18 protein-coding genes are annotated in these 23577 nt (G+C 71.9%); 5 read left to right on the top strand and 13 right to left on the bottom strand.

Translation table 11 applies throughout. From position 1 onward, the window contains the following. Positions 1-292 precede the first annotated feature (292 nt). Together ACGFZS_RS36370 and ACGFZS_RS36365 are read left to right on the top strand one after the other, a co-directional pair. Positions 293-3046 (top strand): lectin, encoded by a 2754-nt coding sequence (locus tag ACGFZS_RS36370; protein WP_393798690.1) that lies wholly within the window; start codon positions 293-295, stop codon positions 3044-3046. 94 nt (positions 3047-3140) lie between these two features. Next, complete coding sequence (locus ACGFZS_RS36365; protein WP_393798689.1) at positions 3141-3602, top strand: pyridoxamine 5'-phosphate oxidase family protein; 462 nt, start codon at positions 3141-3143, stop codon at positions 3600-3602. 47 nt (positions 3603-3649) lie between these two features. Here the strand turns inward: ACGFZS_RS36365 and ACGFZS_RS36360 are convergent, their stop codons facing one another. From ACGFZS_RS36360 to ACGFZS_RS36350, 3 genes are all read right to left on the bottom strand, one after another. Then, entirely contained in the window at positions 3650-4501 is an 852-nt protein-coding gene (locus ACGFZS_RS36360; RefSeq protein ID WP_393798688.1) for a MarR family transcriptional regulator, read from the bottom strand. 167 nt (positions 4502-4668) lie between these two features. Then, positions 4669-6414 carry an esterase gene (locus tag ACGFZS_RS36355; protein ID WP_393798687.1) on the bottom strand — a complete coding sequence of 582 codons (1746 nt, stop codon included), beginning with the start codon at positions 6412-6414 and terminating at the stop codon, positions 4669-4671. 180 nt (positions 6415-6594) lie between these two features. Further along, positions 6595-8964, bottom strand: a complete 2370-nt coding sequence (locus ACGFZS_RS36350; protein ID WP_393798686.1) for an MMPL family transporter — start codon at positions 8962-8964, stop codon at positions 6595-6597. A gap of 159 nt (positions 8965-9123) precedes the next feature. Between ACGFZS_RS36350 and ACGFZS_RS36345 the strand changes: the two genes are divergently transcribed. After that, a complete protein-coding gene (locus ACGFZS_RS36345; protein ID WP_393798685.1) occupies positions 9124-9762 on the top strand; it encodes a TetR/AcrR family transcriptional regulator in 639 nt (212 codons plus the stop codon). A gap of 44 nt (positions 9763-9806) precedes the next feature. On the opposite strand, the gene ACGFZS_RS36340 is transcribed toward ACGFZS_RS36345, so the two are convergent. The 5 genes from ACGFZS_RS36340 to ACGFZS_RS36320 all read right to left on the bottom strand — a co-directional run bounded on the left by ACGFZS_RS36340 (position 9807) and on the right by ACGFZS_RS36320 (position 16688). Beyond that, entirely contained in the window at positions 9807-10619 is an 813-nt protein-coding gene (locus tag ACGFZS_RS36340) for a helix-turn-helix domain-containing protein (RefSeq protein ID WP_393798684.1), read from the bottom strand. Between the two features lie 9 nt (positions 10620-10628). Beyond that, positions 10629-11657 carry an SDR family oxidoreductase gene (locus ACGFZS_RS36335; protein WP_393798683.1) on the bottom strand — a complete coding sequence of 343 codons (1029 nt, stop codon included), beginning with the start codon at positions 11655-11657 and terminating at the stop codon, positions 10629-10631. Between the two features lie 46 nt (positions 11658-11703). Further along, positions 11704-11931 carry a hypothetical protein gene (locus ACGFZS_RS36330; RefSeq protein ID WP_393798682.1) on the bottom strand — a complete coding sequence of 76 codons (228 nt, stop codon included), beginning with the start codon at positions 11929-11931 and terminating at the stop codon, positions 11704-11706. 160 nt (positions 11932-12091) lie between these two features. Next, entirely contained in the window at positions 12092-13717 is a 1626-nt protein-coding gene (locus tag ACGFZS_RS36325) for a protease pro-enzyme activation domain-containing protein (RefSeq protein ID WP_393798681.1), read from the bottom strand. 127 nt (positions 13718-13844) lie between these two features. Then, positions 13845-16688 carry an AAA family ATPase gene (locus ACGFZS_RS36320; protein WP_393798680.1) on the bottom strand — a complete coding sequence of 948 codons (2844 nt, stop codon included), beginning with the start codon at positions 16686-16688 and terminating at the stop codon, positions 13845-13847. Positions 16689-17195: 507 nt separating this feature from the next. Between ACGFZS_RS36320 and ACGFZS_RS36315 the strand changes: the two genes are divergently transcribed. Both ACGFZS_RS36315 and ACGFZS_RS36310 read left to right on the top strand, forming a co-directional pair. Then, a complete protein-coding gene (locus ACGFZS_RS36315) occupies positions 17196-18332 on the top strand; it encodes an LLM class flavin-dependent oxidoreductase (protein WP_393798679.1) in 1137 nt (378 codons plus the stop codon). Then, the gene (locus ACGFZS_RS36310; protein ID WP_393798678.1) at positions 18329-18925 is read left to right on the top strand and encodes a GNAT family N-acetyltransferase; all 597 of its coding nucleotides are present in this window, start codon (positions 18329-18331) and stop codon (positions 18923-18925) included. The genes ACGFZS_RS36315 and ACGFZS_RS36310 overlap by 4 nt, the downstream gene beginning before the upstream one ends. A gap of 34 nt (positions 18926-18959) precedes the next feature. On the opposite strand, the gene ACGFZS_RS36305 is transcribed toward ACGFZS_RS36310, so the two are convergent. The 5 genes from ACGFZS_RS36305 to ACGFZS_RS36285 all read right to left on the bottom strand — a co-directional run bounded on the left by ACGFZS_RS36305 (position 18960) and on the right by ACGFZS_RS36285 (position 23467). Then, complete coding sequence (locus ACGFZS_RS36305) at positions 18960-19943, bottom strand: isopenicillin N synthase family dioxygenase (protein WP_393798677.1); 984 nt, start codon at positions 19941-19943, stop codon at positions 18960-18962. A 113-nt stretch (positions 19944-20056) separates the two neighbouring features. Continuing rightward, positions 20057-20983 (bottom strand): homocysteine S-methyltransferase, encoded by a 927-nt coding sequence (gene mmuM / locus ACGFZS_RS36300; RefSeq protein ID WP_393798676.1) that lies wholly within the window; start codon positions 20981-20983, stop codon positions 20057-20059. Positions 20984-20988: 5 nt separating this feature from the next. Further along, positions 20989-21738, bottom strand: coding sequence for an amino acid ABC transporter ATP-binding protein (locus tag ACGFZS_RS36295; RefSeq protein ID WP_362589862.1), 750 nt, complete (start codon positions 21736-21738; stop codon positions 20989-20991). Continuing rightward, positions 21738-22568 (bottom strand): amino acid ABC transporter permease, encoded by an 831-nt coding sequence (locus ACGFZS_RS36290; RefSeq protein ID WP_393798675.1) that lies wholly within the window; start codon positions 22566-22568, stop codon positions 21738-21740. Before ACGFZS_RS36290 ends, ACGFZS_RS36295 begins: the two co-directional genes overlap by 1 nt. After that, entirely contained in the window at positions 22565-23467 is a 903-nt protein-coding gene (locus ACGFZS_RS36285; protein ID WP_393798674.1) for an ABC transporter substrate-binding protein, read from the bottom strand. The genes ACGFZS_RS36290 and ACGFZS_RS36285 overlap by 4 nt, the downstream gene beginning before the upstream one ends. Positions 23468-23577 lie beyond the last annotated feature (110 nt).

Genomic DNA, 23577 nt, shown 5'->3' with positions numbered 1-23577 from the left:
CACCGTGGGTTGTCGCTCACATCTGTACCGCGGGCGAGGTTGCGGCAGTCGTTGACATGCCCCTGCCCTGTGGCTAGCTTCACCCACAGTTCCCGCTCTGCTCCCCGGACGTCAGCGGCCCGGGGTCCCATCGAAGCGTTCGTATCTCAGGCACCTCGTCTCCATGGTTGGACAACGTTGTCAGTCTTTGGTGATCAAGACATCCGGGCGCGTCGTCCCTCACCCGGGTTCTCGTTCCCGACGCCGGGACAACGTTGTCGGACCTCCACTTCCGAGTAGAGGAGCAAACCCCGTGATCACACGACTGTCGAGACCGCCCGGAACCATGGCGATCGGTCTCCTCGCCGCCGCGGCGCTCGCCGCGGCCGGGCTGTGCACACCCGCCTGGGCGGCCGGGAAGGCCGCGCTCGTCACCTCACCGGCCACGCTGGTCAATCCGTTCATCGGCACGTCGAACCAGGCCGACGACTTCCCGGGCGCCGATGTCCCGTTCGGCATGGTGCAGTGGAGCCCGGACACACCGTCGCGTCCCGACGGCGGGGGCTATGAGTACAACGACTCGTCGATCACCGGTTTCAGCCTGACCCACATCGCCGGACCCGGCTGCGGCGCGGCCGGTGACATACCGGTGCTGCCCACGGTGGGAACCGTGAACACCGGCGCCACGGACGCGTTCTCGCACGCCGCCGAGTCCGCGTCCGCGGGGTCGTACAAGGTCGCGCTGAACACCCAGGTGACCACCGAGCTGACCGCCACGACGCGCAGCGGCATGGCCCGCTTCACCTTCCCCTCGACCAGCCAGGCCAACCTGATCTTCAAGTTGACGGGCAGTCAGAACGGCGCCAGTTCCACGCAGTTCACCAAGTTGTCGAGCACCGAGGTGAGCGGACAGGTGACCAGCGGCCGCTTCTGCGGCGCCGCGAACACCTACACCGTCTACTTCGACATGGTCTTCGACCAGCCGTTCGCCTCGCAGGGCAGCTCGGTCGCCAAGGCGTCGAGCGCCGGCTCCCCGCCGTCGGCCAAGGCGTCGAAGAACGCCGCCGAGAAGTCCAACGCGCCGGTGCTGCACGGCAGGAGCCCCAGCGCCTCCGCCGCCCCGGCTGCCGCCGCCTCGAACGGCTACGTCACCTTCGACACCACGTCCAACCCGGTCGTGCAGGCCAAGGTCGGCATCTCCTACGTCTCGGTCGCGGGCGCCGTCGCCAACCGGACCGCGGAGAACACCGGTTGGGACTTCGACGCGACCCGCACCGCCGCGCAGAACGCGTGGAACAGCGCGCTCGGCAAGGTGCAGATCGCCGGCGGGACGGCCGCCCAGCAGCAGACCTTCTACACCGCGCTCTACCACTCGCTGCTGCACCCGAACGTGATCAGCGACACCAACGGCCAGTACTACGGCTTCGACGGCAGGACGCACACCGTGGACGCCGGCCACAGCGCCGTCTACGCGAACTACTCCGGCTGGGACATCTACCGCTCGCAGGCCCAGCTCGAAGCCCTGGTCGCCCCCCAGGTCGCCTCGGACACCGCGCAGTCGATGGTCGACGACTACACGCAGACCGGGATCTTCCCCAAGTGGTCCGAGAACAACGGCGAGTCGTACGTCATGGTCGGCGACCCGGCGGACGCCATCCTCGCCGACTACTACGCCTTCGGCGCCCGCGACTTCGACACCACGACCGCCCTGGCCGACATGGTCAGGCAGGCGAGCACCGCCAACAACGACCGCCCCGGCCTCGCCTACCTCGACTCACCGGGATACATGCCGCACGACGGCAGCTACGGCTGCTGCAACTTCTACGGCCCGGTGGCCACCACCCTGGAGTACGACACGGCCGACTTCGCGATCTCCGCGCTGGCCGGAGCGCTCGGCGACACCGCGAACCAGAAGACCTACGCCCACCGCGCACAGGACTGGCGCAACGTGCTCAACCCCGCCTCCGGTTTCGTCGAGCCCCGCAATGCCAACGGCTCATGGACCGGCGGCTTCGACCCCACCAGCGGCACCGACATGGTCGAGGCCGACTCGTGGATCTACACCGGGATGGTCCCCTTCGACATCGGCGGCCTGGCGCACGCCAAGGGCGGCAACACCGCGATGAACCACTACCTGGACACCGTGCTGCGCAGCTACACCGGCGCGAACGGCTACGCCTGGGTCGGCAACGAACCGAGCATCGAACTGCCCTGGGAGTACGACTACACGGGCCGGCCCGACAAGACGCAGGGCACCGTCCGGGCGATCCAGGACCAGATCTGGTCGAACACCCCGGGCGGCCTGGCCGACGGCAACGACGACCTCGGCGCGATGAGCGCCTGGTACGTGTGGTCGGCGCTCGGCATGTTCCCCGAGACACCCGGAACCTCCGATCTCGCCCTCGGCTCACCGCTGTTCACCCAGGCCGTGGTCACCCTCCCCTCGGGCAGGACACTCACGGTCAACGGCGACGGCGCCGCCGACAACGCCCCCTACGTCCAGTCCGCGGCGTGGAACGGCACGGCGTGGAACAACGCCTACGCCCCCACGACAGCGATCACGGCCGGCGGCACACTGGACTTCACCCTGGGCACCACCGCCAACACCTCATGGGCGACGGCGGCCACCGCCGCACCGCCCTCGTACGCGGGGGACACCACGGCACCGGCCTCGCCCCGGATCGGTCCGCTCACCTCAGCGGTCTCCTCCACCCTGTGCGCCGACGACGCGTCCTCCGGCACCGCCGACGGCACCCATGTCCAGATCTGGGGCTGCAACAACACCTACGCCCAGGACTGGATCGTCGCCGGCGACGGAACGATCCGCGCCCTCGGCAAATGCCTGGACGCCGACCACAGCGGAACCACCAACGGCACGCTGATCCAGCTGTGGACCTGCAACGGCACCGGCGCCCAGCAGTGGACCGCCGGCGCCAACGGGTCCCTGGTCAACCCCCAGTCGAACCTGTGCCTCGACGACCCCAACTCCTCCACCACCAACGGCACCCAGCTCCAGCTCTACACCTGCAACGGCACGGCGGCCCAGAACTGGAAACTCCCGAGCTGAGCCGTCGGCGGGGGAGCCGACGGGTTCGTCGGTCCTCCGGAGTAGGTCCCGCGCCCCAGGCGCACCGCGTGCCGCCTGGCTAGGGTCGGTCGTCATGGAGACCACGGGAATCGTCCGTCGCCCGGCGGCGGAACGGATACGCGACGCACTGGAGCGGCTCGTCACCGAGCGGGACGTATGGCTGTCGACGGCCCACCCGGATCACGGGCCGCACCAGGTGCCGCTGTGGTTCCTCTGGGACGGGCGGGCGGTGTGGCTGTGCACCGGCGCCACGTCCGTGACGGCGCGGAACATCCGCAAGGAGCCGCGGGTGCGCCTGGCCCTCCCGGACACCTTCGACGTGGTGCTCCTCCAGGGCGAGGCCGAGTGCTTTCCCGACCAGGAGGTCCCCGCGGCCGCGGCGGAGGCCTTCGCCGACAAGTTCGGCTGGGACCCGCGCGCGGAGGAGGGCTCCTTCGTCTACGTACGCGTGCTCCCGAGCACCGTGCGCGCATGGCGCGGCGAGCCGGAGCTGCGCGGGAGAGTCATCATGCGCGACGGAGCCTGGCTGGACTGACGGCCGCGGCGCACCGACGGCACGCGATCTGCGGCCGTTTCCGGCTGTCACCGCGAGCCGGTGGCCACCAGGGTCGCGGTGATGGGTTCGAGTTCGGTGATCAGTTCGTCGAGTTCGGCGGGGGACAGGGCGTCGTAGGGCGCGGTGGCGAGTTCGTCGGTGAGGGTTTCGACGCGTTGTCCGGTCGCGCGGCCGGCATCGGTGAAGTGGCCTTCGGCGTCGACGAGTCCGCGTTCGCGCATGCCGTCCATGACCGCGGCGAGGCGCTCTTTCGGCAGGTGATGGATGCGTCCGAACGACTCCGGCGGGTGGATGCCCTGCCCCAGCGCGGAGAGCACGTGGGCCTCGGTGCCGCCGATCCGCGCGCCGACGAGGGCCGCGATGTGCCCGTCGCCGCGGTGCTCGCGGAGCATGGTGGCGGAATGCCACAGCCGGGCGACCGGGTCGCCCGGCACCGCGAGGGTGCGCATCCCCGCGTACATCACCCGGCCTTCGGTGGGGGCGCTCGTCGCGGCCTTGGTGGTCAGGTCGGCGGCGCGCACCAGGCCCGGGGAGCCGGCCAGTTCGGCGCCGAGGATGCGCCGCAGGGAGGCCGCGCTGCCCCGCTCCCGCGCGGCGACGGAGGCCTCGGGCGGGATCGTCTCCCAGGCGCTGGGAATGTGCCGTGCGGCTTCCCCGTCGGCGAAGTTGTAGAAGGCCGCGTGCACGACCTGCGCCGGTACCCGCCCCAGCGGCGCGGCACGGCTGGCGAAGTAGCCGTCCCAGTAGGTGCGGTGGCCGAGCGCGGCCAGTTCCTCGTTGCACTCGTCGGCGAAGAACGTGACCAGGCAGATCGGCTCCAGGAGCTCGAACATGCGACGGGCGATGTGAGGCGTCGAGTGCGAGCGTGTCTTGTCCATCGGCTTCTCCCTTGGTCCGGTGTGCCGACTCGGACCGTCCGGCACACCGAAACTCATCGGCGGCCGAAAGTGGCTCAACGACGTGAGAACAGCCGGAGCATGGCGAGGCCGGGCGCCTGATCGGGGTTTGTCGGTCAGGCGCCCGGCGGCGAGTGGACGGGTGGGGGCTACTTCTTGGTGACGGTCGCCACCCAGCTGATGAAGTTGGTCGTCGAGTCGCCGGTGCGCTCGGCCTGGGTGTGGCCCTGGGCCCAGACGGTGGCGAAGTCGACGTCGCGGATGCCGTAGTTCCGCAGGGCCAGCGCGATGTTGATCTCGGTGGTGTTGGCGGTGTCGCCCTGCATGATGCCGGTGCGGATGCGCCAGTGGCGCGCCGGCCGCGAGCGGCGGTAACCGTCGAAGGCGGGCGAGAGGAAGTACAGGGGGTTGTACGCGTCGGCCCGCCAGGCCATGTCCTTGCCGACGCTGTCCTTCTTGGCGAAGTCGCTGTCGTACGCCGAGGAGCCGTAGCCGGAGTCCCAGTCGGAGTACGTGGCGTACGTCGACTCGTTCGCCTTGATGACGTCACGGGTGAGCGGCGCGAAGTGCGCCGGGGCGTTCAGCCCCATGGCGAAGACGCCGTTCTCGGTCTGCCCGCGGGAGTACCCGTCGAACGCGCCGACCGGCTTGTTCGCGTTCTTCTGGCTCTTGGCGAAGCCCGCCAGACCGGACACCGTGGCGGTGTTGGTCGTGGCGTCGTAGGTGACCCAGGTGCTGTCGGTGTTGAGGTAGGCGATGTAGTCGTCGACCGTCTGGTACGTGGTGGAGGACCCCGTCTGGCCCGATCCGGGCGGGCCGCCCATCGTGGTGATGGTGTACGGGAAGGTGTTGTCGGACAGGAAGTTGTTCAGCGAGGTGGTGATCACCTCGATCAGGTGGTCGTAGTAACCGCCGGCCAGGTGGATGCCGTCGTCGGACCCGGTCAGCTCCAGGCGCCTGCCGTGCTCGTCGCGCAGCCCCAGCCGGTTGACGTACTTGGGCCAGGCCTTCGCGAGGTCCGTGGAGTAGGCACTGGTCCAGGTGCCGGACGCGCGCGTGCCGGTCGAGGCGAACTGGCCCATGTTCCACTCGTAGGACAGGTTGGCCTCGTGCAGGCTGGTGATCGGGCACCACGCCATGACGCCGGCGACCGCGTCGCTGAGGGGGCGGCCCTCGGCGTCCTCCATCGCCGCGCCGATCGTGCGCAGGTAGGGGTGGTACAGGGGGCTGTCGCCGGACGCGCCCGCCACGGTGTCCTGGGCGCCGCCGCCGCTCATGCCGAACAGGACGATGTCGTCCGTGCTTCCGGGCAGCACGCTCCGGTTGTACCGGAGGAAGCGGACCGCGGCCTTGAGGTCGGTCACACCCCAGGGTGCCGCGTCGGAGCGGGTGCTGGTCGAGGTGTCCCGGCCGCGCAGGCCCGGCCACACGTAGATGTGCCCGGCCTGCAGATACTGCGACACGCTGCTGTAGTTGTACGACGTGGCGGGCTTCTGCGCGGCGTAGCCGGGGGTGTTGACGGGGATCACGATCGGTGCCGTGCGTCCCGAGTACTCGCCGACGGTGCCCTTCGGGTCGACCGTCGCGGTGTACGTGGTCCCGTCACTGTTCGCCGTGGCCCTCAGGTACGCGCCCGGCACGTAGATCGACAGGCTCTCGATGTCCGTCGCGGCCGGGGCGGTGACGTACACCTTCCCGATCTGGTAGTACACGTCGTTGGTCGCGTCGTACGACCAGGCGGTGGAATCGAACTCCAGCGAGTACGCCGAGGACGCGCTCGACGAACTGCTCGACGACGCGGTGTCGGCGAAGGCCGCGCCTGCCGTGCCCTCGGCGATGCCGAACGCGGCTATGGCCGCGGCGCCTCGGACAACGGTTCTGCGGTTGATGTCCACCCGTGGACCTCCTTGTGGGGCGGGTTGCGTGGATCACAGCCGTGCCCGCGCACCGCCCGGGCGGTGCCGGGGGCAGGTCCGGCTGTGCGGCTCGTCCGAGTCCCCGACTGTAGGCAAGGCGCCCGATGATTGTTAACAATTTGGATGATAATTTTGTTAGAAGCCCGCCCCGCCCTGGCGTCAGCCGGTCATGTCGACCTCCTGAGCCGTGGGATGTGCCGCCCGCGCGGGCGGTTCGGGGTACGGGATCTTCTGGGCGAGCTTGTCGCCCTCGACGTCCAGGTCGGGCAGCAGCCGATCGAGCGGGCCGGGGATCCACCAGGCCCTCTCTCCGGCGAGGGCCATCGTGGCCGGGATGAAGGTCATGCGGATGACGAAGGCGTCGATGAGGATGCCCGCGGCCAGGGCGAATCCGGCCTGCTTGATCATGGGCTGGGCGTTGAAGACGAACCCGGCGAAGACCGAGACCATGATGGTGGCCGCGGCGACGACCACGGTTCCGGCCCGCGCGAAGCCGGTGACGGTGGCGTCGGACGGCGTGGCCCCGTGGAGGTGTGCCTCGCGCATCGAGGTGACCAGGAACATCTGGTAGTCCATGGCGAGCCCGTACAGAACGCCGGTCACGATGATCGGCAGCAGGCTGACGACGGGTGCGGTGGCGTCCAGTCCGATCAGGCTCTGCAGCCGGCCCCACTGGAAGACGGCCGTGGTGAGGCCGAAGGTGGCGCCGATGGTCAGCAGGAAGCCGAGCGTGGCCGTCACGGGGACCAGGAGGGAGCGGAAGACCAGGAGCAGGACGATCAGGGAGAGCCCCAGGACGGTCGCCACGTAGAGGGGCAGGACGTCGGCCAGCCGGTCGGAGACGTCGATCGCGAGCGCGGTGAAGCCGGTGATGCCCAGAACCGTCCCGGTGCTCTCGCCGATCCGGGCGCTCTTGTCCCGTACGGCCGTGACGAGGGCCTTGGTCGCTTCGTCGTTCGGACCGCTGCGCGGGACGAGCGTGAGGACGGCCGTGGTGCCGGAGCCGTTCATCCCGGCGAGTGACACCGAGGTCGCGCCGTCGGTGTCGAGCAGCGCGGAGGTGATCGTGGCGAGCGTGCCCGGAGACAGCGGGCGCCCCTCGGCGGAGGAGTCGACGGCGATCATGAGCGGGCCGTTGTAGCCGGGGCCGAACGCGTCACTGACGAGCTCGTAGCTCTGGCGCTGGGCGGTGCCGGTGTTGTAGCTGGCCCCGGAGGGCAGCCCCATCCTCATGTCGGCGGCGGGGACCGCCAGGACCGCGGGGACGAGGAACGCCGCCGCCAGCGCCGGCCACCGGTGGCGGACCAGACGTGCTCCCCAGCGGGCCGTCCGGGTCCGACGGCCGGCGTCGGCTGCTTCCTCGGACGATCGCCGCTGTGCCCGGCGTCGTACCCGGGAGGGGCAGATACGTCCCTTGACCAGCCCCAACAGCGCCGGGAGCAGGGTCAGGACCAACAGGACGGCGACCGCGATGGTGGCGGCCGCGACGATCGCCATCGTGCTGAGCAGGGTGATCCCGACCACCAGAAGTCCGGCGAGGGCGATGATGACGGTGCTGCCGGCGAAGAACACCGCGCTGCCCGCGGTGCCGATGGCGCGGCCGGTCGCTTCGTGCGGATCCAGGCCGTGTTCGAGGATGAGCCTGCGCTCCCGGCTGATGATGAACAGGGCGTAGTCGATGCCGACGGCCAGTCCCAGCATCAGTGCGAGGACCGCGGCGAGCGAGTGGATCTCGAAGACGGTGGAGAGGGTGAAGGCGCCGCCGACGCCCACCACGACCCCGATCAGGGCTATGACCAGGGGCAGGCCCGCCGCGGCGATCGACCCGAGGGTGATGAGCAGGACGACGGCGGCGACGCCGACGCCGACGATCTCTCCGGCCCCGATGATCTCCGGGATCTCCATCATCGAAGCCGACGGCAGGACCCGCAGACCACCGCGCGCGGCCTGTCGCTCGGCGGCCGCGACGGTGCTGTCGATGGTCCCGGAGGGCAGTTCGTAGGTCTGTTCGTCGAACTGGAACTGCATCAGGGCCGTCCTTCCGTCCGCGGAGACGGCGACTCCGGGCACTGCCCGACCCTGCACGGTCAGAGGTGCGGGGGTCTTGCCGGACGCCGGCCCACCCGCCGCCCCGGCCACTGCCCGCTGGGCCCGCAGGAGAGGGCTTTTCGCGCCCTTGGCCGCCTCCGCCGCGAGAGCCTTCCGGACGTCGATCACATGGTCATGGCGGTAGACGGCGTCCACGGCCGCCAGGAGGGCGGCCTGGGCGCGGCGGTCGTCGATCCGGGCGCCGTCGGTGGACTCGAAGACCAGCATTCCCTGGCCCCCGGACGCTTCCGGCAGGGACCTGGCCAGATCGTCGATGACCTTCTGGGCCGGGGTGCCGTCGATGCGTACGTCGTTGCTCAGTCGGACCGGGCTGGTCGCGAGCACCCCCAGGACCACGGCGAGCACCGTCAGCCAGCCCCCGACGAAGTACCAGGGCCTGCCGTAGGCGAGCCTTCCCAGCCGGTATAGCAGCACGGACATGCGTCTCTCCCATCCACACGTCTCCCGGACGGCCTCGGTGAAGCCGCGGAGTGTGTTGAGAGGGTACTATCAAAGCGATAGGTAACTATCAAAGCGAGGGGGTGCTACCGACGGACGCGGAGGCGGATAGCCTTCGGTCAGGGCAGGAAGGAGCCGTAGATGCGAGCAACAGAAGGCCGCGCTCCGAGGCGCAGGGTCGACGCTCGCTCCACCGCGGAGCGCATCACCGTCGCCGGGCGGGTCGTCCTCGGTGCGGGCGAGGGGTCACTGGAGCAGATCGCGGCCGAGGCCGGGGTGGGCATCGCCACGCTCTACCGGCACTTTCCCAACCGGGAGGCGATCGTTCGCGCCGTCCTGGAGGACATCCTCGAAACCGATCTCCTTCCGCTCATCGAGCGCGCCGCCGACTCCCCGCATCCCCGGCAGTCCCTCCATGGCGTCGCCACCCGCCTGCTCGACCTGATCGCCGAGGAGAAAGGGCTGGTCACCTTCGCCAGCAACTTCGCCGACGTGGCGGTGGACATCCTCCAGCGCTTCAGCGAGTCGTTGCACCCCCTGCTCCTGCGCGCGCAGGAGCAGGGTGAGGTCCGCCGCGACCTCACCCAGGACGACATCCCGCGCTTCCTCGTCATGGCGGTCGCCGGGCTCGCGATCCCCGGCTCCACGCCCGCGCTGCGGGCCCGCTTCACCGCCCTGCTCTTCGACTCCCTCAATCCCGCCAACGCGACCACGCTCCCTCCGGTGGTTCCCGAGGAGGGCGACCTGCGCACCGCGGTCGGCAACATCGCCCGCACCTGACCGGACGCGGCGTGAACCGGTCGGCGAGGCGTCAGTGCCCGGGTTCAGAGGCTGCCGAGCAGGTGCAGGCGCTCGGCGCTGGGTGAGCCCTGGTCGGCGTGGTAGACGACGAGGAGTTGCTGTGCCTCCGGCCTGAGGAACTTCTCGTAGCGCAGCTCCAGCCGCCCGACCACGGGATGGTCGAACCGCGTGTAGCCGGCGGCGCGGCGGCGCACCTCCCGTCTGGCCCACAGCGTGCGGAAGCGTTCGCTGGCGACCGTCAACTCGCCGATCGTCTCCAGGAGTTCGGGATCGGCGTCGTCGATGCCGAGGGTCGAGCGAAGTCCGGAGACGGCCTTGGCGGTCACGTCGTCCCACTCGGGATAGAGGCCGCGCATCTCGGGTTCGAGGAACACGGCCCGCAGGGGGTTGCTCCCCACGGCGAAGAACGGACACAGGGCCACGGCCAGGCGGTTGGCGGCGACGACGCGGCCGGCTGTCCCCTGGGCGTAGGCGGGCGTGAGGGGCCAGCCGTCGAGCAGGGGCTGGAGGTCGGGCTGGCCCGCCGGGGAGCGGGGACGGCGGCGCCGGGCCGGGGGCGTGGGATGGGCGAGGCGGTGCAGGTAGGCGACGGCGTCGTCGTCGAGTTGCAGCGCCGCGGCCAGGCTTTCGAGGATCTGGTCGGAGGGATGCTGGTTGCGGCCCTGCTCCAGCCGCAGGTAGTACTCGGGGCTGATGCCTGCGAGGTGGGCCACCTCCTCCCGGCGCAGCCCCGGGACACGGCGGCGCTCGCCGGCGGGCAGGCCGGCCTCCTGGGGGCTGAGCCGCTCCCGCCGGGCCCGCAGGAAGTCACCGAGGGTGTCCGCCACGTCGTTCACCCCTCGACGTTAGTCGGCGAGCAGGCCGAGCCGCACCAGACTGTGTGCACTCGCGACCACACTCTCCTCGTTCGAGCGCGGTGCCCAGCCCAGCTGCGCACGGGCCTTGGCGTTGTCGGCCCGGCGGACCACGCCCAGCTGCGGCACCGTCTCGCGCAGCTGCGGGCTGACGGTGGACAGCAGCCGCAGCAGCCAGGCGGGGGCCGACCGGGTGGGGGCCTTCGCAGCCGCTTCGCCCAGCTCGGAGCGGAGGGCTAGCGCGATCTGCCCGAAGGAGACCGGCTCGCCTGCCAGCGCCAGGTACCGCTGCCCGGCGGCAGCCGGCGAGGTCATCGCCTTGATGTGCAGATCGGCGACGTCCCGGACGTCGACGGTGTTGGTCCAGATCGGCGGCGCGGCGCGCATGGCACCGGTGAGCATCGCGTGGATGACGCGGATCGAACTGGAGTAGTCGGAGCCGAGTACCGGACCGAAGATCCCGACCGGGTTGACCGTGGTGAGTTCCAGACCGTTGCCCTCGGCGGCGACGAAATCCCACGCCGCGCGCTCGGCGACAGCCTTCGACTTGACGTACGGGGTCACGCCGGGCCCGTCCGGGTTCGTCCAGTCGGCTTCCGTGAAGACGCGGTCCGTCGGGCCGTGGCCGTAGCCGACCGCGGCGAACGAGGACGTCAGGACCACCCGCCTGACGTCGGCGTCCCGCGCGGCCCGCAGCACCCGCAGCGTGCCGTCGCGGGCCGGGACGATCAGTTCGTTCTCGTCCTTCGGACGGGAGCCGGGGAACGGCGAGGCGATGTGCAGAACATAGTCGGCCCCCGCCGCGGCCCGGTCCCAGCCGGCGTCGGAGGCCAGGTCCGCCTCGACGTAGGAGACCCCCTCCCACCCCGGCGCCTCGGCCACGGAGAGCATCCTCTCGACGTCAGGCTGCCGCTTCGACGAGCGCAGCGTGGTCGTGACCTTGTGTCCCGACGCCAGGAGCCGCGCGATCGTGTGGGAGCCCAGGAAGCCGGTCCCACCAGTAACGAGTACATGTGCCATGACCGCAGGATCACCCTGCGCGACCGCCCGGTTCCAGATCCCGCCGTTACTGGTACCCGCAGGGACAGGCATGACGGCCAAGGCCGTGGACGAGCTCGCCGTCGACCCGTCGTACGACACCGTCCTGGCCGGTCACGGTCTGCCCGCCGGTCCCGAGGTCCTCGGCGACGACGGTGCGGCGTACGAACGGGTTTACGGGCCGCCGCTCGACGCCGAGCCTGCCGTTCCGGTACGCGGCGGCGTACCGTCGCCGGCTCCCGCGGCTGGTGGTCATGGTGCGTGTGCCCCCTGACAGTTGTCGTCGCGCGGCCCGACGATCAATCGTGCGCGGGGATCACGAAGGTGGTGTCAGGGCAGTCTGTCCATGCGGGGGGCCGGACGGGCGCGGCAGCGCGGGCCGGGGCTGTTCCCGGCCCGCGCTGTGTGGATGGGCGTCAGCCGAGCAGCTTGCTCGCGAGGGTTGCGGCGTTGTACGAGCCCCAGCCGGTGGTGAAGTCCCAGCCGGTGGCCGCGGAGTAGGCGCCGTTGCTGCCACTGGTGATGTCGTGGAAGCCGGTGCCCGAGGCCGTGTAGAGGGCGGGGTCGGCGAAGCCGAGGTTGGCCTTGCCGGCCGCCGCGGCCTGCTGGTTGTAGAGGGCCGCGAACGCCGCCCACTCGGGCGCGGCGGCGCTGGTGCCGCCCACCGAGGACCATGAGCCCTGCGAGTAGATGGAGACGCCGGGGCTGGGGTTGGCGTGCGCCGAGACGTCCGGGACCTGGCGGTAGCCGCCGCCGGTGCTCTTCTGGACCGCGGTCTGCCAGCTCGGGATCTTGAAGACGGAGGACTTGCCGCCACCGCCGCCGGACCAGGCCACCTCCTTGCTGAAGGCGTTCGCGGAGGTGACGGTCAGCTTGGTGCCGCCGACGCCGGTCACGTACGGGTCGCTGGCCGGGTAGTCGACGGAGGTGCCGCCGTCGCCCGCGTCGTCGGAGCCGTCGTCGCCGGACGCCGCGTAGAAGCCGAGGCCCTGGGCCGCGCCCGCCTTGAAGACGGCGTCCACCGCGTTGATGTTGGAGGTGGTGCGGGCGCTCTCGGCGGCACCCCAGCTGATCGAGGTCGTCGGGATGCCGCTGTCGACGATGGCCTGGTAGGTGTCGACCTCGCCGGCGTCGGAGTTCGGGCCCTCGAAGACGGTCACGTTCGCCTTCGGGGCGATCGCGTGCAGGACCTCGATGTCCAGCTCCACCTCGACCTGGCCGTCACCGAGCGAGCCGGAACCGCCGTCGACCTTCTGCACGGTCGGGGTGGGCGAGCCCAGGCTGTAGTTGGTGTCGTACTTGGTGATGTTCGACTGCTGGAATCCGTCGAACTCCAGCAGCGCGATCTTCTGGCCGCTGCCGGTGTACGTGCCGGAGACGTTGTAACCGCCCTTGAGCTGGGCCGGGGTGTAGCCGCCGCCGGGGCCGTTGTGCGGGGAGACGGTCCGGGAGACGGCCTGGTGGTGCAGCTGGACCCGGTTGTTGAGGCCGGCCACGTCGCTGACCAGGGAGGCGAGGGCGGCCGGCAGCGTCGGCGCGCTGTCGTTGGCGTAGAAGGAGCGGCCCGACGCGGTGTCCTTCCAGGTCGACAGCTTGGTGCCGAAGGCCTTCTCCAGCTGTGCGGCGGTACCGCCGGCGTCGATCAGCAGGTTGCCCGAGTGGACCTTGCCGACGGTGAGGCCCTGCGCGCGCAGGTAGTCCTTGAGCCGCTTCACCTCCGCGTCGGTCCGGCCGAACCGTGCCGCGAACTGGCTCTTCGTCAGGTAGTGGCCGTAGGAGGCCGAGTGCGGGTCGCTCACCTTCGCGACGAAGGTGTCGAGTGCCGAACCGCCCCTGGGGGTGAGGCTGATCGCCACCGCTATGCGCTTGCCGGCCGCGACCTTGCCGGTGCGGGCCGCGGACTGCTTCAGGCTGGGCAGGACGTCTCCGGCGATCGCGGCGCGCGCGGTGTGCGGGGCGTCGGACGCATAGGCGGCGGGCACGGCCGCCGTGATCAGGGCCGGCACGGCGACCAGGCCGAGCAGCTTCAGGCGTGACTTCACTGAGGTCCTCCGGACCGTGGGGGGTGGGGAGTTGTCCCGGAAACGGGACGGCTTCACCGTAGGAACTCCGGCCCCACCCCCATAAGCGGGGGAACCCTTGCGTCACGTGTTAACGGCTGATGACTCGTCAACGCCGTATGTCGAGAGCGCGACGGCTCTGCGTACGGCCGGCCGGAGCGACGGCCACCGCCTGCTCCGGTGCCTTGCCCTGGCCGTCGTCGCCGGAGTCGACGGCCGCCCCGGAGGCGATGACGGCGACCGCCATCGCGTGCGCGAGCGCGGTGCGGGAGCGGACGCCGATCTTGCGGTAGACCCGCGACAGGGTGCCCTCCACCGTCTTCACGCTGATGAACAGCTCGGCCGCGACCTCCCGGTTGGTGGCCCCGCCGCCGACCAGCTCGGCGATCCTGGCCTCGGCCGGGGTGAGTTCGGGCCCCGCCTCGCCGCTGCCGGCGTCGAGCCGGGCGAGTTCGTCCCGCGCCCGCGCCGCCAGGGGAGCGGCACCGATCCGGGTGGCCGTCTCCAGCGCCTCGCCGAGGACCGTGCGGGCCGCGCTCCGGCGACGGGAGCGCCGCTCGACCGTGCCGAGCGCGATGAGGGTGCGCGACAGATCGACGGGGAGGGGGAGTCGGCGGAGCCGGTCGACGGCCGCCCGGAGCCGCTCCGCCCCCTCCTTCGCCCGGCCCGCCCCTGCCTCCAGCAGCCCCTGCGCCCGCTCCAGAGCCGCCACCGCGCCGCCCGGCGTGTCACGGGACACCCGGTCACGGGCCTCGCGGAGTACCACCTCCGCCTCGTCCGTCTCGCCCAGCACGACGAGGGCCTCCGCCAGGTCGGCGTACCAGTGCAGCACGGGCGGATCGGCGGCGCACATGGCCGTGCCCAGCTCCCTGACCCGCCGCAGCGCCTCGACGGCGGCCGCCGCGCCGCGCCGGTCGCCGCCCAGCAGCTCCGCCTGCCCGAGCACCGCCAGCGCGCGCAGCAGGAACAGCCGGTCGCCGTCGGCCTCCGAGGCGCGTACCGCCTGCCCGGCCAGGCGCCGGGCCTCCTCGGCGGTACCGCCCGCGGTCGCCGCGAGCGCCGCCGCGTACAGCGCCGGCGCCGACTCGGCCATCGTGTGCGAGCAGCGGGCCGCGGTGCGCAGGGCCTCGCGGCACAGCCCGGCGCGCACCTGGATGCGGGTCAGTGACACCAGGGTCGCCAGCAGCTCCTCGACCCCGGCGAACTCCCCGATGGCGGACAGGAGTTCAGCGGTTTGCTGGTGGGCCTCGGTCACCCGGTCGGCGTCCAGGGCGAGGATCGCCCGCATCCGGATCAGCCGCCAGCTCTGCGGACCGCCGCCCGCGCCGCCGGCCAGGGCGAGCGCCTCCTCCAACGCGGCGTCGGCGTCGACCGGTTCGCCCGCCAGGGACCGCACCCGGGCGAGCGTGGCGAGCGCCCCGATCCGGGTCTCCGTGTCACCCGCCACCGCCGCCTGCCGGGCGGCCCGCCGGGCCCGCCGCGCCGCCTCCTCCAACTCCCCGCACAGCAGGCCGCGTACGGCCGCCCAGTGGTGCAGCCACGCCTCGGCCTCCGGATCGCCGTCGGCGTCCCGCAGTCCGTCCTCGATCAGGGCCCGGGTGCCCTCCAGCGCCTGCCCCGCGTTCCGCAGCAGGACCAGCCGGGCCCGCACCCGTCGGCGCGCCGAGTCCGACTTCGCGAGGACGGTCGCGGCGGCCTCGCCCGCCTCCGCCGACTGCCCGGCGTCACATGCGTACTCGGCCGCCACCAGCAGTCGTTCGGCACGGTCCGCGGGCCGGTCGCCGGGGGTGCGGCGGGCGGCGAGCCCGGCCAGTTCACCGGCGGCCGCGAGGGCGCCGTCGCGGCGCGCGGACTCCGCCGCGGACATCAGGGTGCGGGCCGTCTCCTCGTCCTCGTGCGGACGGGCGTGGGCGAGATGACGGGCCCGTTCCACGGGTTCGGTGACCACGCGGGCCAGCAGGGCGTGCGCCTGCCGGCGGCCGCTCTCGGGGGCGTCGGCGTGGACGGCGGCCCGGATGAGCGGATGCCGGAAGCGTACGGTCCCGGTGGTGTCGGCCGTCGCGACACCGAGCCGTTCGGCCTCCGCGAGGTGCGCGGCCGGGTCGGGGAGACCCGCGGCGCGCAGCAGGGTGAGCGTGGGGCGGTCGGCGGCGCTCGCGACGAGGAGGGTGTGCCGGACCGGCTCGGGCAGCGCGCGGGCCCGGTCCAGCAGCAGGGCGCGCAGTCTCCGGGGTATGCGCAGTGCGCGGCCGGAGTCCGGCGACGGCGGGCCGAGCAGGGCGGCTCGGGCCAACTCCAGTGCGTACAGCGGGTTTCCGGCAGCGGTCTGCTGGATCGCACGGAGGACCGCGGGCGGCAGGCCGGCGTCGACGCCGGTGCGCACGAGCCGGGCCACCTCGGCGTCCGTCAGCGGCGGCACCGGCAGCTCGACGGTGCCCGGCGGGCAGCTGCGCAGCCGCTGCGGCTGCTCGCCGTCGGCCACCCGTTCGGAGGCCACCGTCCGGACGTCCGGACCGTCCAGGCGGCGCAGGGCGAAGGCGAGGGCCTCGGCGGTCGGGTCGTCGAGCGCCTGGAGCCCGTCGACGACGAGCAGGAGCGGACCGGCGGCGGCCAGCGCGCGCAGCACGTCCAGGACGGCGAGCCGCACCGCGAGCAGGCCCCGGCCGTCCTCCGGTTCCGCGCCGCGCAGCAGGGCGGCCCGCAGCGCCGCCCTGGGCTCGGGTGCCAGGGCGTCGAGGCGGCTGTCCGGGACCCGTGAGAACAGGTCGACGAGTCCGGCGAACGGGAGCCGGGTGTCCTCGTCGGCGGGCGAGCAGCGCAGCACGGTGCCGGTCGCGTCGCCGGTCAGGGCCGCCACCAGCGTGGACTTGCCGATCCCGGCGGGACCGTGGAGGAGGACTCCCGGCCGGGTCCGCAACTCGGCCCGGGCGGCGGCGAGCAGTTCGGTGCGCAAGGTCAGCGACCGCGCTCCCGCGGCAGCCGCACACCCTCTGCCCGGTGGTCTCCAGGACGTGCTTTCATGTGCTCATGACAACCTTGCCGGATTCCGGTTGTCAATGACCTTTGTCACGCCGGTTCACGAGGCGCCCGGCCCAAAGGGCTTGACCGACCGGTGGCCCGGGGAGCCAGGGCGGCGGTCCGGCATCCGGGCGCTGCTTGACGAACAGCGCGACCGACTGCTGAATTGGTCGCATGAACGCCCAGCAGCGCTTGGTCTCGCGCCCCCACATCGACCTCGGTCGGGTGTGGTCCGCGGCGTGTTGCGTCTGACTCGGCGACGGGCCGGCTGACCGGCCCCACCCTCCAGCGGCCCCCCGCGCGGGCCGCGTTCCCGCTTCGTGCGCTGTCGCCGCCCTGCCCGCACCGACCCGTCCGTGCGGCGAACCCGTCACCCACCCGTCCCGCGCGCACGGTCCCCTTGCCCTGCCCCGCGTGCGGTCTCCCGTGAAAGGCCACTCCCGTGCCCGTGGAATTCCTCGGCATCGCCGCCACCAACGACGGCTCGGAAACCACCCCCCGCTCCGGCGCCGCCTTCGACAAGGAGTACACGCTCCGCCTCGCACGCGCGCACGAGGACCACGGCTGGGACCGGGTGCTGTTCGCCTACGGCTCCGGATCCCCGGATCCCGCACCGGCCGCCGCGTACATCGCGAGCCGGTTGGACCGCCTCCAGATCCTCCTCGCCCACCGGCCGAACGTCTCCTACCCCACCTTCGCCGCCAAGACCTTCGCCACCCTCGACCAGATCAGCGAGGGCCGGCTGACGGTGCACTTCATCACCGGCGGGAACGACCACGAGCAGGGCCGCGAGGGTGACACCCTGACCAAGGACGAGCGCTACGCCCGCACCCTGGAGTACATCCGGATCGTCAAGAAGATCTGGACCACCCGCGAGCCCTTCGACCACGAGGGCGAGCACTACCGCTTCCACGACTTCGTCAGCGACGTCTTCCCTGTCCAACAGCCGTGCCCCGGCGTCTCGTTCGGCGGTTCGTCACCGGCCGCCAACGCGGCCGGGGGCGCCGAGGCCGACATCTACTGCCTGTGGGGCGAGCCGCTGGCGAGGACCGCCGAGCAGATCGAGGCCGTGCGGGCCGCGGCGAAGGCGGCGGGCCGCACCGACGTACCGCGCTTCCAGGTGGCGTTCCGGCCGATCATCGCCCCCACGGAGGAACTGGCCTGGGAGAAGGCCCACCGCACGGTGGGCGCGATCAAGGCCCGCAAGGAGAAGGGCGAGGCGGTCGGCAAGCGCCACAACGGGCACGCCCAGCCGCAGAACACGGGCTCGCAGCGGCTGATCGCCATCGCCGAGGCGGGCGAGCGCTACGACCGCGCCCTGTGGACCCCGACCGCCGCGGCCACCGGCGGCGCGGGCAACTCCAACGCCCTGGTCGGCACCCCGGAGACCGTGGCCCGGGCGCTCCTCGACTACTACGACCTGGGCGTCGACATCCTCTCCGCCCGCGGCTACGACCTGCTGGACGACGCGATCGACTTCGGCCGGTACGTGATCCCGCTCGTCCGCGAGGAGGTCGCCAAGCGTGACGCCGGGCGCGCCGCCGACGCCACGCGCGATCTCGCGGCGGTGGACGGATGACCTCGGTCGTACCACCGGCCGCGACCGAGCCGACGGTCGTTCACGTCACCGTCGCCGACCCACGGGTGGAACCACTGCTGCGCGAGCTGGGCGAGGAGTACGCCGCCCGCTACGGCAGCGAAGCCCGTGCCGAACTCGCCCGGTACCCCAGCGAGGAGTTCACGACGCCCTACGGCGGCCTCCTGCTCCTGCTGCTCGAAGGCGGTGAGCCGGTCGCGGGCGGCGCGTTCCGCCGGTACGACGAGGCCACGGCCGAACTCAAGCGGATCTGGACGCACTCCGCACACCGGCGGCGGGGTCTGGCCGGCCGTGTCGTCGCGGAACTGGAGAGCGAGGCGGGCCGCCGCGGCTACCGGCGGATCTACCTGACCACCGGGCCGCGCCAGCCGGAGGCCCGCGGCCTCTACCTCGCCACCGGCTACACCCCCCTGTTCGACACGGAGGCCGACCCGGAAACCATCGGCCCGCTCCCGTTCGAGAAGCACCTCACGGCCGAACCCGACACCGGGTCAGGAGCGGGCCCCGGTTCCGTGGATGCCGCGCCGGTCGCCGACCACCCGGGACTGCCACAGAACCCACTCCGGAGCCAGTAGCGCCAGTGACCGGCCCTCGGCGCCGTGCTGACCGTCAGGCGATCGTCAGCTCCGGATGGTGCCTGCTCACCACTGCGGGGTGGGCGCGGACCCAGCCCTTGAGTTCGTTCCAGCCGAACTCCGCGAACAGCGGGTTGTCCGGGTCGTCCGTCACACCGGCCGCGTCCGACGCGCCGGGGAAGGGGAGCGGGGCGATCCGGGCGTCGAGCCGGGGGTTGTAGAAGAACGGTGCGGAGAAGCGCTCGCGTGCTCCCGGCGGGGAGACCACGCGGTGGTTGGTCGCCTTCAGGTAGCCGTTCGTCGCGACCTCCAGCAGCTCGCCCAGGTTCACCACGAACGCCCCCGGCAGATACGGCACGTCGATGAAGCCCTGCCCGTCCGGTGTCTCCACCTGGAGTCCGGGCACCTCGTCCGTGAGCAGCAGGGTCAGGAAGCCGTAGTCCTTGTGCACCCCGACACCCTGGTCGTCGCCCACCGGGGCCCGCCCCGGGTAGCGGACCAGTTTCAGATGGTTGCGCGGGCGGCCGGCGAAGGCGTCGTCGTAGAAGTCCCCGGGACCGCCGACGGCCGCGAGCAGCTCGTGCAGCAGCCGATGGGCGACCGCGCCCGTCCGGGCCATCCACTCCAGCGCGACCTCCCGCAGCGCGGGCAGGGACTCGGGCCACTGGTTCGGCCCCTCCAGCCACCAGTACGGCGGCTCGCCCGGGGCCGGCACGTGAGGGGGCAGCTCGTTGCTGATGTCGAGTTGGTCGCGCCAGTCCCGACGGCCCTGGGTGTGCTCGTTGCCGATCCGCGTGTAGCCGCGGAAGTGCGGCGAGTTGAGGTTGTCGAGCGCGTGCCGCTCGGCCTCGGGCAGGGCGAAGAAGTCCTGGGCGGTAGCGAGCAGCCGGGCCTGTTCGGCGGGGGTGATGCCGTGCCCGACCAGCTGGAAGAAGCCGACGTCACGGGCGGCCCGGTGGAGCGCCTCACGGTCGGGGGCGGAGAGGTCGATCACCGGGAGGGCGGTGGGCTGGGGCATGGGTGGCGTTCCTTGCGCGTGGTGCGGGTACGGGGGAGGGGCGGCCCGGCGGTCGGTCTCGCGACGGCCCCTCAGCGGACTGCCGTGGCAGCTCGGCGGTCTGCCGTGGCAGCTCAGCCGTCTGCCGCGGCGGCGGCGAGGCGGTTGGCCAGCTCCCTGATCTCGGCCGGGCCGACCCGGCAGCAGCCGCCGACGAGCACCGCGCCGGCGCGCAGCCAGGAGGGTGCCAGATCCGCGATCTCGTCCTGGGCGCCCCGCCAGCTCCGGGTCCCGGGGTCCCAGACGCCGCCGCCGTTCGGGTAGACGACGCCGGGCAGCGCGGTGTTCAGGGTCAGCGCGGCGGCCGTGTCGGCGGCGGGGGCGCAGTTCACCCCCGTGGCGACGACGGCGTCGCTGCCGCGGGCCAGCGCGAAGGCCTCGGTCAGCGGCTGGCCCGCGCTGGTGGTCGTCCCGCGGATGCTGTACGAGAGCCAGGCGGGGATACCCAGGCCGTCCAGGGCGGTGAGTACGGCCTCCGCCTCCCGGAGGTCGGGAATGGTCTCGATGGCGAAGACGTCGGGGGCGGCCTCCGCGAGTGCCTCCAGCCGGGGGCGGTGGAAGCGGGTCAGCTCGGCCACGGTGAGGCCGTACCCGCCGCGGTATTCCGAGCCGTCGGCCAGCATCGCGCCGTACGGGCCCACGGACGCCGCGACCCAGACCGGTCCGGCGGCGTTCTCGGCGTTCTCGGCGGCCTCGCGGGCCAGGCGCACGCTGCGCCGCAGCAGGGTTGTGGTCTCGGTGCGGGAGATGCCCAGCCGGGCGAAACCCTCGTAGGTGGCCTGGTAGGAGGCCGTGATGGCGACCTGCGCGCCCGCGGCGAAGTAGGCCCGGTGGACGGCCGTGATCGCGTCCGGGTCGTCGCGCAGCAGGCGGGCGGACCAGAGGGCGCCGCTCAGGTCGTGGCCCTGGGCCTCCAGCTCGTTGGACATACCGCCGTCCAGTACGAGGGGGCCGGCGGACAGGGCGTCGCGAAAGGTGGTCGCAGCCGGCACAGCACTCACAGCACTCACAGCACTTTCGTCACGAAGTCGCGGGTTCGGGGGTGGTCGGGGGCCGACAGGACGCGGGCGGGCGGTCCGGACTCCAGGATCCGGCCGTCGTCGAAGAAGACGACCTCGTCGGCGACCTCGCGGGCGAAGCCCAGTTCGTGGGTGACGACGAGCATCGTCATGCCGTCGGCGGCGAGGCCCCGCATGACGTCCAGCACCTCCCCGACCAGTTCCGGGTCGAGCGCCGAGGTCGGCTCGTCGAACAGCATGAGCTTGGGCCGCATGGCCAGCGCGCGGGCGATGGCGACCCGTTGCTGCTGGCCGCCGGAGAGCTGGGCGGGGTAGGCGTCGCGCCGGTCGGCCAGACCGACCCGGTCGAGGAGCGCCAGCGCCTCCTCCGTCGCCTCGGCGCGGGGGCGGCCCGCGCCGACCGGTCCCTCGACGACGTTGGCGAGTGCGGTCAGGTGCGGGAAGAGATGGAAGCGCTGGAAGACCATGCCGATGTCACGGCGCTGCCGGGCGAGGTCACGGCGGCGCAGTGCGCGCAGCCCGTCCCGGTACGGCTCGTACCCGATCGGCGCGCCGTCCACCAGGATCCGGCCGCCGTCGGGCCGCTCCAGATGGTTCACGCACCGCAGGAAGGTGGACTTGCCCGACCCGGAGGGTCCGATCACGCAGGTGACCGTCCCGCGCGGCACGGACAGGTCGATCCCGCGCAGCACCTCTTGTCCGGCGAAGGACTTGCGGACCCCGGTGGCCTCGATCATCATCGGCTGCCGCCCTTCGCGAAGTGACGTTCGAGGTAGTGCTGGCCGACGTTGAGCAGGGTCGTGACGGCCAGGTACCAGATGCTGGCGACGATCAGCAGCGGGATCGTCTGGTAGGTGCGGGCGTACACGATCTGCACGGAGTACAGGAGTTCGGCGTAGGCCAGCACGCTCACCAGGGAGGTCGTCTTGAGCATGGAGATGGTCTCGTTGCCGACCGGCGGGATGATCACCCGCATCGCCTGCGGCAGGACGATCCGGCGCAGGGTCCGGGCCCGGGACAGGCCCAGCGCGTCCGCCGCCTCCGTCTGCCCGTGGTCGACCGAGACGATCCCGGCCCGGATGATCTCGGCGAGATAGGCCGCCTCGTTGAGACCGAGGCCGAGCAGGGCCGCGGCGAAGGTCGTGATGACGGAGTTCGCCGGGACGCTGCCGATCGCCGGCAGGAGGGGCAGGTGCAGCGACAGCGTCGGGTACAGCGCGGAGATGAACCCCCAGAACAGCAGCTGGACGAGGAGCGGGGTGCCCCGGAAGAGCCAGATGTACGCCCAACTGACGCTCCGAGCCACGGGGTTGTCCGACAGCCGCATGAGCGCCAGCGCGATACCGAGCACGAGCCCGATCGCCATGGCGGCGGCGGTGAGTTCCAGCGTGGTCAGCAGGCCGGTCATCACGGTCCGGCTGAACAGCCAGGCGCCGACCGTGTCCCAGCCGAAGCGCCGGTTGGTGATCAGCGACTGGACCAGGCTCGCGGCCAGGACCACGACGACGAGCGTCAGCACCCACCGGCCCGGCCTGCGGCGCCGGTAGACCGGCAACTCCTCGCTCATGAGGCCGCGTTGATCTCGAACGCGTCCAGGGCGCCGGACTCCAGGCCCCACTTGGCGAGGATCTGCTCGTAACCGCCGCTCGCCTTGAGGTCTTCCAGCGCCGACTTGAGCAGCCCGGTCAGCTCGCTGTTCTTCGGTACGGCGATGCCGAAGGGCGCGTTGCCGTAGGAGTCGCCGGTGACCTCCAGCTTGCCGCCGGACCGCTTGGCGGCGTAGGCGGCGACCGGCGAGTCGGCCAGGGCGGCGTCGGCACGGCCGCTGGTGACGGCGAGGTTCACCCCGGTGCCGTCCGGGAAGGTGCTGACCTTGATCGGCGTCTTGCAGGTCTTGGCGCGGGCCGGCAGGTCCACGAGGGCCTGCGTGGACCCCTTGGCCACGGCGACGGTACGGCCGCACAGCGAGTCGCCCCCGGGCTTGAGCGCCTTCGGATTGCCGGCCGGGACGATCAGGGACGTACCCGCGTCGAAGTAGGTGACGAAGTCGACCACCTTCTCCCGCTCGGCGGTGTCCGTGAAGGAGGAGACACCGAGCTGGTACTTGCCCGACTGCAGGCCCGGCAGGATCGAGTCGAAGGGCACGTTCACGATGGTGACCTTGACGCCGAGGACCGTGCCGAGAGCCTTGTCGAGGTCGGCCTCGGCACCGACGACCGTCTTGTTGTCGGCGGCGAAGAAGTCCATCGGCGGGTAGCTGACGTCACTGGCGACCGTGATCCCGCCCGCCTTCAGCGCGGCCGGGACCTTGGCGGCGAGCGTGGCGTTCCTCGCGATCGGGGCGGCCGAGGACGAGGCGCCGGACGGGGTGCCGGCGGAGGCGTCGGTCGGCTCGGAGGGGTCGGCGCAGCCCGCAAGAAGCAGCGTCGCGGAACCGAGGAGTACTAGCGGGCGCAGAGCGGACAAGACGAACTCCAGATGAGCCTGATATGCGAGGGATGGCTGGAGACTACCCGGCGATGCGTAATAGGCAAGTCCAGTTGCTCATCATGCACGCGCCTTGCAATGAACCTGCA

Origin of the sequence: Streptomyces sp. NPDC048288 (assembly GCF_043201555.1) — a bacterium.
Classification (GTDB): Bacteria; Actinomycetota; Actinomycetes; order Streptomycetales; family Streptomycetaceae; genus Streptomyces.
The sequence above is the reverse complement of the archived record's forward strand: the minus strand, read 5'-3'. Positions and strand labels throughout refer to the sequence as shown.

Bases quoted from the DNA above. Each gene is read 5' to 3' on its own strand.
- ACGFZS_RS36345 (WP_393798685.1), top strand. From the start codon at position 9,124: ATGCGAGCAACAGAAGGCCGCGCTCCGAGGCGCAGGGTCGACGCTCGC.
- ACGFZS_RS36365 (WP_393798689.1), top strand. From the start codon at position 3,141: ATGGAGACCACGGGAATCGTCCGTCGCCCGGCGGCGGAACGGATACGC.
- ACGFZS_RS36310 (WP_393798678.1), top strand. From the start codon at position 18,329: ATGACCTCGGTCGTACCACCGGCCGCGACCGAGCCGACGGTCGTTCAC.
- ACGFZS_RS36335 (WP_393798683.1), bottom strand. From the start codon at position 11,657: ATGGCACATGTACTCGTTACTGGTGGGACCGGCTTCCTGGGCTCCCAC.
- ACGFZS_RS36295 (WP_362589862.1), bottom strand. From the start codon at position 21,738: ATGATCGAGGCCACCGGGGTCCGCAAGTCCTTCGCCGGACAAGAGGTG.
- ACGFZS_RS36330 (WP_393798682.1), bottom strand. From the start codon at position 11,931: ATGACCACCAGCCGCGGGAGCCGGCGACGGTACGCCGCCGCGTACCGG.
- ACGFZS_RS36305 (WP_393798677.1), bottom strand. From the start codon at position 19,943: ATGCCCCAGCCCACCGCCCTCCCGGTGATCGACCTCTCCGCCCCCGAC.
- ACGFZS_RS36290 (WP_393798675.1), bottom strand. From the start codon at position 22,568: ATGAGCGAGGAGTTGCCGGTCTACCGGCGCCGCAGGCCGGGCCGGTGG.
- ACGFZS_RS36360 (WP_393798688.1), bottom strand. From the start codon at position 4,501: ATGGACAAGACACGCTCGCACTCGACGCCTCACATCGCCCGTCGCATG.
- ACGFZS_RS36350 (WP_393798686.1), bottom strand. From the start codon at position 8,964: ATGTCCGTGCTGCTATACCGGCTGGGAAGGCTCGCCTACGGCAGGCCC.